At 64.3% G+C, this 12,877-nt stretch carries 10 protein-coding genes; 9 read left to right on the top strand and 1 reads right to left on the bottom strand.

Features of this window, described 5'->3' with window-relative positions:
- Nucleotides 1-23: 23 nt before the first annotated feature.
- The 6 genes from JTE92_RS04465 to panP all read left to right on the top strand — a co-directional run bounded on the left by JTE92_RS04465 (nucleotide 24) and on the right by panP (nucleotide 7,636).
- The gene (locus JTE92_RS04465; RefSeq protein ID WP_063240824.1) at nucleotides 24-905 is read left to right on the top strand and encodes a DUF4384 domain-containing protein; all 882 of its coding nucleotides are present in this window, start codon (nucleotides 24-26) and stop codon (nucleotides 903-905) included.
- An 83-nt stretch (nucleotides 906-988) separates the two neighbouring features.
- The gene (locus JTE92_RS04460; protein WP_063240823.1) at nucleotides 989-4,000 is read left to right on the top strand and encodes a tubulin-like doman-containing protein; all 3,012 of its coding nucleotides are present in this window, start codon (nucleotides 989-991) and stop codon (nucleotides 3,998-4,000) included.
- Nucleotides 4,001-4,074: 74 nt separating this feature from the next.
- Nucleotides 4,075-4,845 carry a tetratricopeptide repeat protein gene (locus JTE92_RS04455; RefSeq protein ID WP_063240822.1) on the top strand — a complete coding sequence of 257 codons (771 nt, stop codon included), beginning with the start codon at nucleotides 4,075-4,077 and terminating at the stop codon, nucleotides 4,843-4,845.
- Nucleotides 4,842-5,252, top strand: a complete 411-nt coding sequence (locus JTE92_RS04450; RefSeq protein ID WP_063240821.1) for a hypothetical protein — start codon at nucleotides 4,842-4,844, stop codon at nucleotides 5,250-5,252. Before JTE92_RS04455 ends, JTE92_RS04450 begins: the two co-directional genes overlap by 4 nt.
- 70 nt (nucleotides 5,253-5,322) lie before the next feature.
- Nucleotides 5,323-5,769: a hypothetical protein gene (locus JTE92_RS30755; RefSeq protein WP_371136900.1), complete on the top strand. Its 447-nt coding sequence runs from the start codon at nucleotides 5,323-5,325 to the stop codon at nucleotides 5,767-5,769.
- 214 nt (nucleotides 5,770-5,983) lie between these two features.
- Nucleotides 5,984-7,636 carry a pyridoxal-dependent aspartate 1-decarboxylase PanP gene (gene panP / locus JTE92_RS04440; RefSeq protein WP_063240819.1) on the top strand — a complete coding sequence of 551 codons (1,653 nt, stop codon included), beginning with the start codon at nucleotides 5,984-5,986 and terminating at the stop codon, nucleotides 7,634-7,636.
- 176 nt (nucleotides 7,637-7,812) lie between these two features.
- Here the strand turns inward: panP and garD are convergent, their stop codons facing one another.
- Nucleotides 7,813-9,372 carry a galactarate dehydratase gene (gene garD / locus JTE92_RS04435; protein WP_063240818.1) on the bottom strand — a complete coding sequence of 520 codons (1,560 nt, stop codon included), beginning with the start codon at nucleotides 9,370-9,372 and terminating at the stop codon, nucleotides 7,813-7,815.
- Between the two features lie 344 nt (nucleotides 9,373-9,716).
- Here garD and JTE92_RS04430 point away from each other — a divergent pair, with 344 nt between their 5' ends.
- From JTE92_RS04430 to JTE92_RS04420, 3 genes are read left to right on the top strand one after another with little or no spacing between them, the layout of a single operon-like run.
- Nucleotides 9,717-10,541, top strand: a complete 825-nt coding sequence (locus JTE92_RS04430) for an IclR family transcriptional regulator (protein ID WP_063240817.1) — start codon at nucleotides 9,717-9,719, stop codon at nucleotides 10,539-10,541.
- A 1-nt stretch (nucleotide 10,542) separates the two neighbouring features.
- The gene (locus JTE92_RS04425) at nucleotides 10,543-11,598 is read left to right on the top strand and encodes a cyclase family protein (RefSeq protein ID WP_063240816.1); all 1,056 of its coding nucleotides are present in this window, start codon (nucleotides 10,543-10,545) and stop codon (nucleotides 11,596-11,598) included.
- A 36-nt stretch (nucleotides 11,599-11,634) separates the two neighbouring features.
- The gene (locus JTE92_RS04420) at nucleotides 11,635-12,876 is read left to right on the top strand and encodes an ABC transporter substrate-binding protein (protein ID WP_063240815.1); all 1,242 of its coding nucleotides are present in this window, start codon (nucleotides 11,635-11,637) and stop codon (nucleotides 12,874-12,876) included.
- Nucleotide 12,877: the final 1 nt, after the last annotated feature.

Raw genomic sequence — 12,877 nt, 5'->3', positions numbered from 1 at the left:
TCTGGATAACAAGAAGGTTGACCATGCGTCTTCAATACGCTGCCCTGCCCTTCCTGCTCGCGGCCTCCGCTGCCACATGCGCACAGGAAAGCTATAGCGCCAAGTCGCTGTTCTTCGGCGAAGACAATGACGTCGTGGCCGTTTCAACGACCAGGCCCACCGCTGCCGCGATTGCACCTGCTGCCGCACCCGCGCAGAAGGCCGCGCCCGTGAAGGTCGCCAGCAAGAAGCCGGCCAGCCACATCGGCGCGAGCTATTTCATCCGCCTCAAGCATCCGGATGGCAGCACGCGCGACGTACTGGCCAGCCGCAAGTTCAAAAGCGGTGAGCGCTTCCAGCTCGGCGTCAAGGTAAACAAGCCTGCCTTTATTACCGTGTTCAACGAGGACGGCAATGGCAAGGTTACCCAGATCTACCCCCGTCCCGGCAACGACAATTTTGTAAACGCGATGGGAGTGGTGTTCTTGCCGAGCCAGGGCGCCTTCGAGTTCGACCACGAGCCAGGCGTCGAACACCTGCTCGTCTACGTGTCGCAGAAGCCAGCGCCGTCGAATATCCCCGAAGGCATCCGAAAGATGCAACCCGATGTTGTGACCGCCACCTACACCGCGCCTGATGCCGCCGCCATGGCGCGCTGCGACGTACCGGCGTCCACGACTGCCGTGAACACCACACCGCAACCCGAAGGCGCTGACGAGCGGCCGCTCTATGCCTCGAAAGCGATCAAGCTTGCAGACGATGCCGCTTGCGCAAAGGCGGCCCCCGCCGCGCTCTATGCTTCCAAGGCCATTGTGTTCAGCGACGATGCCGATACCGGCGGCATGCAAGCCGCGTCTTATGTCGTCAAGAAAACCACCACGCCGGATGCGAGCCTCTTCCTGAAGATCAGGCTGCTGCACGAATAACCGAACCATAACGACCCGACCAGTTCCGGGGGACGGCGGCGCAAGTCGCGTCTGCCCGCATCGCATCTACGCGAAAGGATTCCATGAGCAACAACCATCTGATCGTTGGCCTCGGCGGCACCGGCGGCAAGATCATTCGTCATCTCCGCAAGACAATCGAACGCAGCAGGGACGCGCAGGGGAATAGCCCTTCCGAAGCGCGCTTCGAGTACCTCTACGTCGATACGTCCGACGACGAGATCAACAAGAAGGAGGAATGGAAAGTCCTGGGCAAGGACATCGATCTTGATCGCAGCCAGTATCTGATCAATACCGCCAGCAATGTACGCCCGGTATTGAGCGATCCGGAGTCGTTCCCGGGCCTGAAGGACTGGATCGAACCGCGGGACGTGTTTGACTTCGTCAACGCCACCACTGCCGGCGCCGCCCAGCGCCGCAAGCTGGGACGCGTTGTGTTCGCGCAAAACGCGCCACGCTTCGTCAAGGCCATCGAAGACCGCCTGGCCGTACTCGAGTCGGCCCCCGGCAGCAAGAAAGGCGCAGTGATCCACATCGTCTGCGGCCTCGCGGGCGGCACTGGCAGCGGCTCCATTGTCGACGCGGTGGCGCAGATCCGCCACAAGTGCGCCGACCACGATCTCTATCGTGTTCTGGTCTATGCCGTCCTGCCGGAAAAGAACTCGCGCCGCGTGAAGGACGTGGCAGGCCTGTCCACCTACTATGCCAACGGATACGCCGCGTTGTCCGAGCTGAACGCGCTGGCCGTCGGCAAGTACAAGCCGGTCAACCTGCTGGACGGTTCGCGGCTTGACCACGACATTTACTTCAACGGCTGCTACCTGGTCAACAACATCAACGAGCACAATGTGCAGTTTGATGTCGACCTTGAGGTGCCGCGGATCGTTGCCGAGTTCATCTTCCAGAAGACGATGAACAAGGAGTGGGAGGGGCTCGGGCGTGCCGAGAAGGGGGAGAACGACATCAAGAACTTCGAGAGCGACGAGCATATCGGCAAGGCTCGCGCGAAGCTGTTCATGTCCTTCGGCATCAAGCGCGTCGTTGTTCCGGAGCAGGAGATCAAGGAATATCTGGCTTATGGCTTTGCCGAGCAGGCAACCCGGCAGTTGATGTACAACAACTTCCGCCAGGGCGAAGGCTATGCCGACGAGGCAATCGAGAAGGACTGGGGCTTCGAAGCCCGCAAGCCTGACACGCTGCAGTCGCTGCTGCTGACTGATGCGCATCTGACGCTCGACACGGGCATCCTCGAGGACGACGCCAGGAACGCTTCCTGGAAGCCGCCGCGCGAATACTGGAAGCAGATCGTCAGCCTGCAGGTCCCCGACATCAAGGCCGACAAGACGATCGAGGAAACAAACTGGGTGCCGGTGCTCACTGGCCGCCTTGCCAAGGTGTTCGACGATACGTATCGGACCATGGGGGGCGTTCGCAAGTTTTTCGAGGTCAAGGGCAACGCGCGCGTAGAGATGGCGCGCCACATTGGGCGCCACATCGAAAAGGATCTGTTCGCGCGCTGGAAGGCGGGCAACGCGTCACTGTTCCAGCTTCGCCAGTTCACCGACGCGCTCATCGCGATGCTTGACGAGCGCCTCGCGCTGCTTTCCGAGCGTGTGGCGAAGATGCCTGCCGAATTGGAGTCCATCCAGCAGCGAGTGGCGGAACTCAGCGGCCAGTTCAACAAGGTTGGCTTCCTGGGCAAGCACTTGACGGACAAGCGGGGCGCGCTGTTCTCCGACATCGGCGCGCTTTTGCAGGATCAGTTCACGCTGAACACCAACCACCAGGGTCTGAAGTTCGCCTGCAGCCTCGTTCCGTTTATCAAGGAACAACTGGTCACACTGCGTGGCACCATCGACAGCCTGCACCAAAACCTCGTGGCTGCGACCGACAAGGTTGCCCAGGAACGTGCGGCTCGCCTGGGCGCGTCGGACGCCGTCTATCAGAAGCGCATCTTCGACCAGGCTGCGATTGGCAATGTGATGAAGGCGCTGGTTGTCGACGAGGCTGCCCAGACGGCCCGTACGCAGCGCGTGCGCCAGTCGATCATCGACCTGGCGGGGACGGATACTGATGGTTTCGACGCCTTGCTGCAGAGCATTTCGCTGGGCAGCCTCATTTCCACGCTCTCGCAGGAATCCGCACAGATTGTAGAGATGGCGCACGCCGAGATTGCCAAGACGCTGCCGCCGGTGCTGCACGTCAACATCGTGGAGCGTCTGCAGAAGCGCTACGACGCCAATCCGGCCGGCCTCAAGGAGTTTGTCTCGCAGCTGTATGAGGAAGCCGGAACGACGCTGGTCTTCAACAAGACTGAAGTCGACCGTATCGTGGCCAACAATGTGGGCGGCAGCCAGGGACGCACACAGACCATCGGCGTATTCCTGCCCGACTGCGAAAGCCAGAAGGAATTCCGCAATGCGTTGGCCGGGCTGTTCGAATCGCAGAAGGATCCGGCCTCCGATACGAAGGTCGCGGCAGGCAAGCTTTCGAACCAGATCGTGATCATGAAGATCGCGTCCCTGATGCCGGCGCGCTTCGTGGAGTCGCTTGGCGAGTTCAAGCGCCACTATGACGGCCTGTTGGCGGACGCCAAGGAAGCGGTGCTGCTGCACGGCGAAGGCGACGGCGGAAAATTGCCGCCGCTGTTCGCCCGCTCCGCGGCCGAGGTCCGCGCCGAAGCTCGCCGCAAACCCTACATCCTCCTTGCGCGCATGCTGAACATGGTGAAGGAGCGTCAGAACAAGACCACCGGCCTGATGGAATGGGTGTTCACGCATGTCACCGGCGGGCTGCCAAAAGTCCATGTGCTGCAGGGCAAGACCTGGCACGACGTGCTCGAAGCCGACCACCCCGGTGAATTGCAGTCCATCCTCGAGAAGGAAGTGGCCAGGCGCATCGACGCCGACTACAAGCATATCGACAAGAAGATTGAACTGCGCGATGCCTACACGTCACTGGTGATGACCCGCTTCACCGAAGCCGGCGAGGATGACCAGGACCCGCAGTTCGTTGCGCTCAGCGCCATGCAGGCACCTGTGTTCGAAATCGCCGGGCTGCCCGCCGTGGCCGACTGACAGCACGCACGGCCTGTCGCCACGCAAGCGTGGCAGGCCCCTCCCCATACAGTGAATCGAGAGAGCAGAAAGACATGGCGAAATACAAGTGCCCGACCCTGGGCGACTGCGACAAGGCAAATGCCGGCGAGATCTTCGAACGCTCCCCGGGCGAGGACCTTCGTTGCCCAGGGTGCAATACTCTGCTGGACCAGGTGAATACCCCGAGCGGCGGCAGCCAAGGCGGTGTCAGCAAGCCCGTCATCGCCGGGGCAGTCGTTGCGGCCGTTGCCGTCATGGCCGGGGCAGGCTACTTCTTCATGGGTCGTGGTGCAGAATCGGCGCCGGCTGTGGTAGCGGAGGCACCGGCTGTGGTAGCGGAGGCGCCGGCTACGGAAGCCTCGTCCGCTTCGGCACCGGCCGTGGGACCGGTGGCGACAGGTGCTGCGCCAGCCGGGGGCATCGGGCCGGACGAGGCAGAAACCAAGGCACTCCGTGCAAAAGGAGAAACTGACCTGAGGACGGGAGACGCCGCGGCAGCCGAGCTGTCCAGCAACAAGGCCGCGGCCAACGAGATGCTCAAGCTCGCCATTGCAAGGATGAGCCAAGGCAAGCTGGATGAAGCGGAAAAGACCCTGACGTCGGCGCGCGAACTCGATCCCAAGCAATCGTTGGTGCCTTACAACATGGCCGTGCTGCGCCTGAAACAGGGCCGTACCGAAGATGCGCTGAAGGAATTCGAAGCGAGCTTCATGGCCGGCTTCCCCTACTTCGACAAAATGGACCAGGACCCGGATCTCGACAGCATGAGAAAGGATCCGCGATTCAACAAGCTCGTTGACCAGTATCGGAAGCAAACCACATGATGCTGCCAGACGCCATCGCCCTGCTGCACCGGGGCAAGCATCGCACGACGAGCGCCGCGGTACGCGCCGTTCCTGCGATACTCGCCGCCGCTGTCCTGCTTGCCTGTGGCAAGTCCGACGGCAATCGGATTCTGGGGCATTGGCGTGCCGAGCGCTTCGCCACGCAGGGTATCAGCGTGCCGATGGGGCCGGAGTTCGAGATTACCCCCCATGCAGTGCGAAGTCCGGACGGAGAAATCGAGATTCCCATTTCTGCCATCACGGCAAAGGGAGACCAGGTAACGCTCGAGGGCCCGTTGAGCATCGGGCTCTCATTCCATTTTGAAGAAGCCGACCGAATCTCGTTGGACCTCCCCTTTGTTGGCAAGCTTTACTATCGGCGCGTAAGCAATGCCTCGACGCTTTGACTTGCTGGAAGCTTCCGCCGCATAGAGTGCAAGCTGCCGCGTTTGCATCCTGCCTCCTGGATTTCTGTTCATGGCAGCGGACGATTGGCGCTTCAAGGGGCAGGTCGACTATGCGGCATGCCAAGCAACCGTGGATTTTTCCGGTTCAGGGCAGATTATTGTGGCTTTTGGAACCGATCATTGTGAGCGTAAGGGTTTACCGCCACCAGGGAAATCCCTAATATGGCACCCATCGAATGCCGCGGTGCAACACGCACTGGACCCAGGATGGCATTCACCAGATGGAAGAAAGAGAGCCATGAATATCAATCGCCGTGCCCTAGTCGCTGTCGCCACCCTCGCTGCCACCTTGGCGGCCGCTCCGGTGTTTGCCAAAAGTGGCAAATTCGATACTTACACTGACGGCGCGCGGTCCGGGAAGTACGATGTTTACACTGACGGTGCAAAAAGCGGCAAATTCGACACTTATACGGACGGCGCCAGGTACTACATTGCCTCCGACCGCGCCCCCCTCTAAGAGGGCTGCAAATCCCGGCCCGGGACACCCGTCCCCCAACCCGGTTCCGCGCTCCTGAACCCCGCACTTCCCCAGAGTGTGGGGTTTTTACTTTTCGGGAAGCAGACTTTCAGACCCCCGACATGGGGGCGTGCCGGCCTTCGACCTCCCGCATCCGTCCCGATCCGGCATAATGCCCGGCGCAACATGGCGCTACGGGACTGAAGTAATGCAAATGAAGCCGGACATCTTTCGCGAACAGACCTCACAAAGCACGGCCGGGGGCGACGACTGCCCCTTGCGCTGGTTCGACGCGGATCGGGGTGCATTCGAATCGCTCGAACGATTGATTGCCGAGCATCCGGCGGATTTCTTTGCGGGCGAGCGTTTTGATCCGGTTGGCGCGTGCGCCACACGCGAGGCGGTGTTCGCGTCGGTTGAGCTGCCCGAGACGCCGACATCGCCGCAAGCGCATGCCGATCATCTGCTCAACGATGTGTTTCGGCACGTGATCCCCGTGGCATCACCGACTTTCGTCGGACACATGACGTCGTCGCTGCCGTCGTTCATGCCCTCGCTGGCCAAGGTGGTGGCCGCGCTGAACCAGAACGTCGTGAAGCTCGAGACCTCTGGCGCGCTGACAGGGCTCGAGCGCCAGGTCATCGGCATGCTGCACAAGCTGGTGTTTGCGCAGGACAGCGCGTTCTATGCGAGATGGCTGCACGATGCCGACCACGCGCTCGGCGCGATCTGTTCCGGCGGCACGGTCGCCAACCTCACCGCGCTATGGGCGAGCCGCAACAACCTGCTGGGCGCGCGTGATGGCTTCGCCGGCATCCATCGCACCGGACTGGTGGCTGCGCTACGCCATTACGGCCATGACGGGCTTGCCATCGTCGTCTCGGAGCGCGGGCACTACTCGCTGGGCAAGGCGGCCGATGTCCTTGGCATCGGGCGCGACAATCTCGTGCCGGTCGGCGTCGATGCAGACGGTCGCATGCGCATCGACCTGCTGCGCGACACCATGCGCGACCTGCAGCGGCGCAACATCCGGCCGATGGCGATCGTCGGCATAGCGGGGACGACGGAGACGGGCGCGGTCGATCCGCTCGACGCGATTGCGGATGTCGCGCAGGAGGCCGGCTGCCATTTCCACGTGGATGCCGCATGGGGCGGCGCAACGCTGCTGTCGGAGCGCGAGCGCTGGCGCTTCGCGGGCATCGAGCGTGCCGATTCCGTCGTCATCGATGCGCACAAGCAGTTCTACGTGCCGATGGGTGCCGGCATGGTGCTGTTCCGCAGCCCGGCGTGGACGCAGGAAATCATCCAGCATGCGAACTACATCGTGCGCAAGGGCTCGGTGGACCTGGGGCGCCATACGCTCGAAGGATCGCGCGGCGCTGCGGCCGTCATGCTCTATGCGAACCTGCACCTGCTCGGTCGCAAGGGATTGGCGCAGTTGATTGATCGCAGCATCGATAATGCCCGCTACTTTGCCTCCCTGATCGCGCAGCAGCCGGATTTCGAGCTCGACAGCCACCCGCAGCTTTGCATCCTGACCTATCGCCATGTGCCCGAGACCGTGCGTGCCGCGCTGGCAACGGCTTCGGCCGACCGGCGCGAGCAGATCCTGGACGCGCTGGATGCGCTGACCATCAGCATCCAGGAAATGCAGCGCGATGCCGGCCGCTCGTTCGTATCGCGCACGCAGTTGACGTCGACACAGTGGGGTGGCCGCCCGATTGCCGTGTTCCGCGTGGTGCTGGCCAACCCGGATACGACGCATGCCATCCTGCAGGACATCCTCGACGAACAGCGCGCGCTGGCGGCGGCCAGCCCATGCATGGCGCCACTGATGGCGCTGGTGGGAGCGCCGGACGCCGCGTGAGGCATTGGCAGCGGGCGGGCGCCGGCGGACAGAGTCCAAAGCCGGGTTGCTCTCTTTGCGGGAGCCATATCGTCAATTCGTGAACCCGGCGGTGAATGGAAGCAGCATTCCCCTGGCCGGATCCTCGAAGGTGACTAGTCTTTTCTGTTGTCCTGTGAACTTCCAGGTCAGGGGCCTCAGGTCACCGGCGCCGGATTGAACAGCACCAGCGCGTTCCTGATCTTCCAGTGTTCCGCCCACGACTTCTTGCCGCTGGCCACGGCCAGCAGCGTGTGGAACAGCTCCCAGCCCACCTCTTCGATGGTGGCTTCGCCGGTGGCGATGCGGCCGGCGTTGACGTCCATCAGGTCATGCCAGCGGCGCGCCAGGTCATTGCGGGTCGAGACCTTGATCACCGGCACCTCAGCCAGGCCGTAGGGCGTGCCGCGGCCGGTGGTGAAGACGTGCAGGTTCATGCCGGCGGCCAGTTGCAGCGTACCGCAGACAAAATCGCCGGCCGGCGTGGCGGCGTAGATCAGGCCCTTCTGCGTGACCTTCTCGCCCGGGCCGCTGACGCCGTGAATCGGCCCGGTGCCGGACTTGACGATCGAGCCCATCGCCTTTTCCACGATATTGGACAGGCCGCCCTTCTTGTTGCCCGGCGTGGTGTTGGCGCTGCGGTCGACCTTGCCTTTTTCGAGGTAGGCGTCGTACCAGGCCATCTGCTTCATCAGCGCCTCGGCCACTTCCGGCGTGGCGGCGCGCGCGGTGAGCTGGTCGATGCCGTCGCGAACCTCGGTGACCTCGGAGAACATCACCGTGCCGCCGGCGCGCACCAACAGGTCGGTGGCAAAGCCCACCGCGGGATTGGCGGTCACGCCGGAGAAGGCATCGCTGCCGCCGCACTGCACGCCCACCACCAGGTCCGATGCCGGGCAGGTCTCGCGCCGGCGCGCGTCCAGGCGCTGCAGGTGCTTCTCGGCCGTGGCCATGATCGAATCGATCATCGAGGCAAAGCCGACGTGCTGCTCGTCCTGCAGACAGACCACGTCGGGCTCGCCTTCCTTCTGGATCGGGATGGTGCCGGCGCCGACCAGCCGCGTGGGCTGCAGCTTTTCGCAGCCCAGGCTGACGATCATCACTTCACCGCCGAAATTAGGGTTCAGCGCGATATTGCGGATCGTGCGGATGGGGATGCCGGCATCCGGCGCGTCGATCGCCACGCCGCAGCCGTAGGTATGCTCCAGGCCCACCACGTCGTCGACGTTGGGGTACTTCGGCAGCAGCGTTTCCTTGATGCGCCGCACGGCAAACTCGACCACGCCCTCCACGCACTGCACGGTAGTGGTGATGCCGAGGATATTGCGCGTGCCGACCGAGCCGTCGGCATTGCGGTAGCCCTCGAAGGTGTAGCCCTCCAGCAGCGGCAGCGGCTTGACGCGCGTGCCGACCGGCAGGTCGTGCAGCTCCGGCGCGGCCGGCATGCGGATCACGCGCTCGTTGATCCAGCTGCCGCGCGGCAGGTCCTTCAACGCGTAGCCGATCACCACGTTGTAGCGGATCACCTCGTCGCCTTCGCGCAGGTCCGTCAATGCGACCTTGTGACCCTGCGGCACGCCTTCGACCAGCGTCAGGCCGCACGGAAACGTGGCGCCGGCCGGCAGCCCGCCGTCGTTGGCGACGATGGCGACGTTGTCGTCGGGGTGCATCGTGATGTAGAGGGGGCGCGATGCCGGGGCTGGGGTCGCTTCGCTCATGATTGCAGGCTTTCTTCAGGGAACGGCAGTATGCCGGTCATGTGTTACGTTGTCTGATGACATTGTAGAGACTCTTGAGCTCGCCGGTGCTCGGAGTTACCCTGATTAAAGAGGCTTAAACGCCATATAATGCATCAAATTTTTGGCATGAACTCAACTCTTGCGTTGTCAGTCATTGATTCTTGGCATTGTTGTACGACAACATTCGTTCATCCTGCCGCCGACAGCCATCTATTTCATCCGGCAAAACTTTTTGGCAGCGCAGAATGACGCGCAGCCACGGATAGCCTATAACGGCTCCAACCGGTTTCACGTGACGAAAACCGGACCAGGAGACCACCGCCGTGACGACCCCGAGCACCTCGCTGCAGAAAGCCTGCCGCCTGCTGCGCGCGCTGACCGATGCCCGCAACAGCCGCCTGACTGACCTCGCGCTGGCCGCCGGCGTCGACAAGGCCTCGGCGCTGCGCCTGCTGGAAACGCTGGCGGCCGAGGGACTGGTTGCGCGCGATCCCGCCACCAAGGCCTTCACACCGGGGCGCGAATGGCTGGCGCTGCATGCCGCCACGCTGGCGCGCACCGATCTGCGCCCGCTGGTGCGCCCCGCGCTGATCCGGCTGGCCAACGCCTTCGAGGACAGCGCCATCCTGTCCGTGCCGAGCGGCTGCGAATCGGTCTGCATCGAATTGCGCCTGGGTACCTTCCCGATTCGCGCCAACTACCTGGACATCGGCAGCCGCCGGCCGCTGGGCATCGGCGCCGGCAGCCTGGCGCTGCTGGCCGCGCTGCCCGATGCCGAGGTCGACGCGGTGCTCGACGGCATCGCCCCGGCCATGCGCCGCTACCCGCGCTTCAGCCGCGACATGCTGCTGGGCCATGTGCGGGCCACGCGCGAGCGCGGCTACGCCGTGTTGCTGGACGTCGTGGTCGAGCGCATGGGCGGCATCGCCATCGCGCTGCCCGGCCCCGACGGCTACCCGCTGGGCGCGATCAGCATTGCGGCGCTCAACGACCGCATCACCGGCCGGGAGGCCGCGATGGCGCGCGCGCTGCGGCGCGAGGCCGACGCCATCTGCGAGCACTGGCGCGCGCACGCCGCCGTGAAGCCAGGCACCAGACCCGACATCCAACGGCCGGCCGCCCGGCCACGTACGCGAGAGGAGGCATGACATGCGCTGGAAGCAACGTCCGCAGGGTTCCAACTGGGGCGATTTCGGCCCCGACGACCAGCTGGGCCGCGTCAACCTGATCGGCCCCGAGCAGGTCGTCAAGGGCGCGCGCGAGGTGCAGGCCGGCATCAGCTTCTGCCTGTCGCTGCCGCTGGACTATCCGGGCGGCAACAAGCTCAACCAGCGCCGACACCCGCCGCAACTGCGCCCGACCTTTCGCGACGACAGCCCCTGCCTCAATTTCCCGCTGGCCAAGGTCGATCCTGCCGCCACCGATGTGATCAGCGACGACCAGGTGCTGCTGTGCCTGCAGTACAGCACGCAGTGGGATGCGCTGGCGCACGTGGGCGCGCTGTTCGATGCCGACGGCGACGGCCGGCCCGAGCGGGTCTACTACAACGGCTTCCGCGCCAACGAGCATATCGTCGGCCCGGTGGACTATGCCGACGACGACCACTTCGCGGCCCACCCCTGCGGCCACGACCACAGCGCCGCGCACGCGCTCGGCATCGAGCACTTCGCCGTCAAGGGCATGCAGGGGCGCGGCGTGCTGGTGGACCTGGCGCACGTGTACGGCCAGGACTTCCGCAATGTCGGCTATGACGAGCTGATGCGCGCGCTGGACGCCGGCAAGGCCGAGGTCGAGCCCGGCGACATGCTGCTGCTGCGCACCGGCTTTGCCGAGGTCGTGCTGTCGATGCAGCGCGAGCCCGACGAAGCCGTGCTGCACCACAGCTGCTGCGCGCTCGACGGCCGCGACGAGCGCCTGCTGCAGTGGATCACCGATGCCGGCATCGCCGCGCTGATCGCCGACAACTACGCGGTCGAGCGCTACCCGGCCCGCCCCGCGCCCGATGGCGACAAGCACCACCCGCTGCTGCCGCTGCACCACCATTGCCTGTTCAAGCTGGGCCTGCCGCTGGGCGAGCTGTGGTACCTGCGCGAGCTGGCCGACTGGCTGCGCGCCAACGGCCGCACCCGCTTCCAGCTGACCGCGCCGCCGCTGCGGCTGCCTGGGGCGGTGGGGTCCCCGGTGACGCCGATCGCCACCGTCTAGCCCAAACAAGAACCACAACAAGCCAGAGGAGACACCATGAAGCTTCGCCATTCGATCCAGCGCCGGGCCGCCGGCGTCCTCGCCGTGGCCGCGGCGCTTGCCTGCGGCGCCGCGCACGCACAGCCCAAGGCAGCGATCTCCGACGACGTGGTCAAGATCGGCATGCTGCTCGACATGAGCGGCCTGTACGCCGATGTCACCGGCCGCGGCAGCGCCACCGCGGCGCAGATGGCCATCGACGATTTTGGCGGCAAGGTGCTGGGCAAGAAGATCGAGCTGGTGGTGGTCGACCACCAGAACAAGGCCGATATCGCCGCCAACAAGGCGCGCGAGTGGTACGACACGGGCAATGTCGATGCCATCCTCGACGTGGCCGCCTCGGCGCCGGCGCTGGCCGTGCTGGAAGTGGCAAGGCAGAAAAACCGCATCGTGGTGTTCTCCGGACCGGGCACCGAGCGCATTACCAACGACCTGTGCACACCGGTGTCGGTGCACTACGCCTACGACACCTACGCGCTGGCCAACACCACCGCGCGCGCCACGGTGCAGCGCGGCGGCAAGAGCTGGTTCTTCCTGACCGCCGACTACGCCTTCGGGCATACGCTGCAGGACTCCGCCACCGCGGTCATCAACGAGACCGGCGGCAAGGTGCTGGGCGCCGCGCGCCACCCGATCGGCGCCAGCGACTTTGCCTCGTACCTGCTGCAGGCGCAGGCCAGCAAGGCGCAGGTCGTGGGACTGGCCAATGCCGGCGGCGACACCATCAACGCGATCAAGGCGGCGTCGGAGTTCGGCCTCACGCGCAACGGCGCGCAGCGCATGGCGGGACTGCTGCTCTACATCAACGATATCCACGCCATCGGACTGAAGACCGCGGGCGGCCTGGTGCTCACCGAAGCCTTCTACTGGGACATGAACGATGCCACCCGCGCGTGGTCGCGCCGCTATTTCGAGAAGCTGAAGAAGATGCCCAACATGAGCCAGGCCGGCGCGTATTCGTCGGTGACGCACTACCTGAAGGCGGTGCAGGCAGCGGGGACCGACGAGACCGCGGCGGTGATGAAGAAGATGAAGTCGCTGCCGATCAACGACTTCTTCGCAAAGAACGGCCGCATTCGCGAAGACGGTCGCATGATCCACGACATGTACCTGTTCGAGGTGAAAACGCCGGCCGAATCCAAATACCCATGGGACTACTACAAGGTCGTGGCGACGGTGCCCGGCGAGCAGGCCTTCATGCCGGCATCGAAATCGCAATGCCCGCTGCTCAGGCACTGAC

This window comes from Cupriavidus oxalaticus, assembly GCF_016894385.1.
Taxonomy (GTDB): domain Bacteria; phylum Pseudomonadota; class Gammaproteobacteria; order Burkholderiales; family Burkholderiaceae; genus Cupriavidus; species Cupriavidus oxalaticus.
The sequence above is the reverse complement of the archived record's forward strand: the minus strand, read 5'-3'. Positions and strand labels throughout refer to the sequence as shown.

Excerpts from the sequence above, each read along its gene's own strand:
- JTE92_RS04465 (WP_063240824.1), top strand. The coding sequence starts at position 24 with ATGCGTCTTCAATACGCTGCCCTGCCCTTCCTGCTCGCGGCCTCCGCT.
- JTE92_RS04460 (WP_063240823.1), top strand. The coding sequence starts at position 989 with ATGAGCAACAACCATCTGATCGTTGGCCTCGGCGGCACCGGCGGCAAG.
- JTE92_RS04455 (WP_063240822.1), top strand. The coding sequence starts at position 4,075 with ATGGCGAAATACAAGTGCCCGACCCTGGGCGACTGCGACAAGGCAAAT.
- JTE92_RS04450 (WP_063240821.1), top strand. The coding sequence starts at position 4,842 with ATGATGCTGCCAGACGCCATCGCCCTGCTGCACCGGGGCAAGCATCGC.
- JTE92_RS30755 (WP_371136900.1), top strand. The coding sequence starts at position 5,323 with ATGGCAGCGGACGATTGGCGCTTCAAGGGGCAGGTCGACTATGCGGCA.
- panP (WP_063240819.1), top strand. The coding sequence starts at position 5,984 with ATGAAGCCGGACATCTTTCGCGAACAGACCTCACAAAGCACGGCCGGG.
- garD (WP_063240818.1), bottom strand. The coding sequence starts at position 9,372 with ATGAGCGAAGCGACCCCAGCCCCGGCATCGCGCCCCCTCTACATCACG.
- JTE92_RS04425 (WP_063240816.1), top strand. The coding sequence starts at position 10,543 with ATGCGCTGGAAGCAACGTCCGCAGGGTTCCAACTGGGGCGATTTCGGC.
- JTE92_RS04420 (WP_063240815.1), top strand. The coding sequence starts at position 11,635 with ATGAAGCTTCGCCATTCGATCCAGCGCCGGGCCGCCGGCGTCCTCGCC.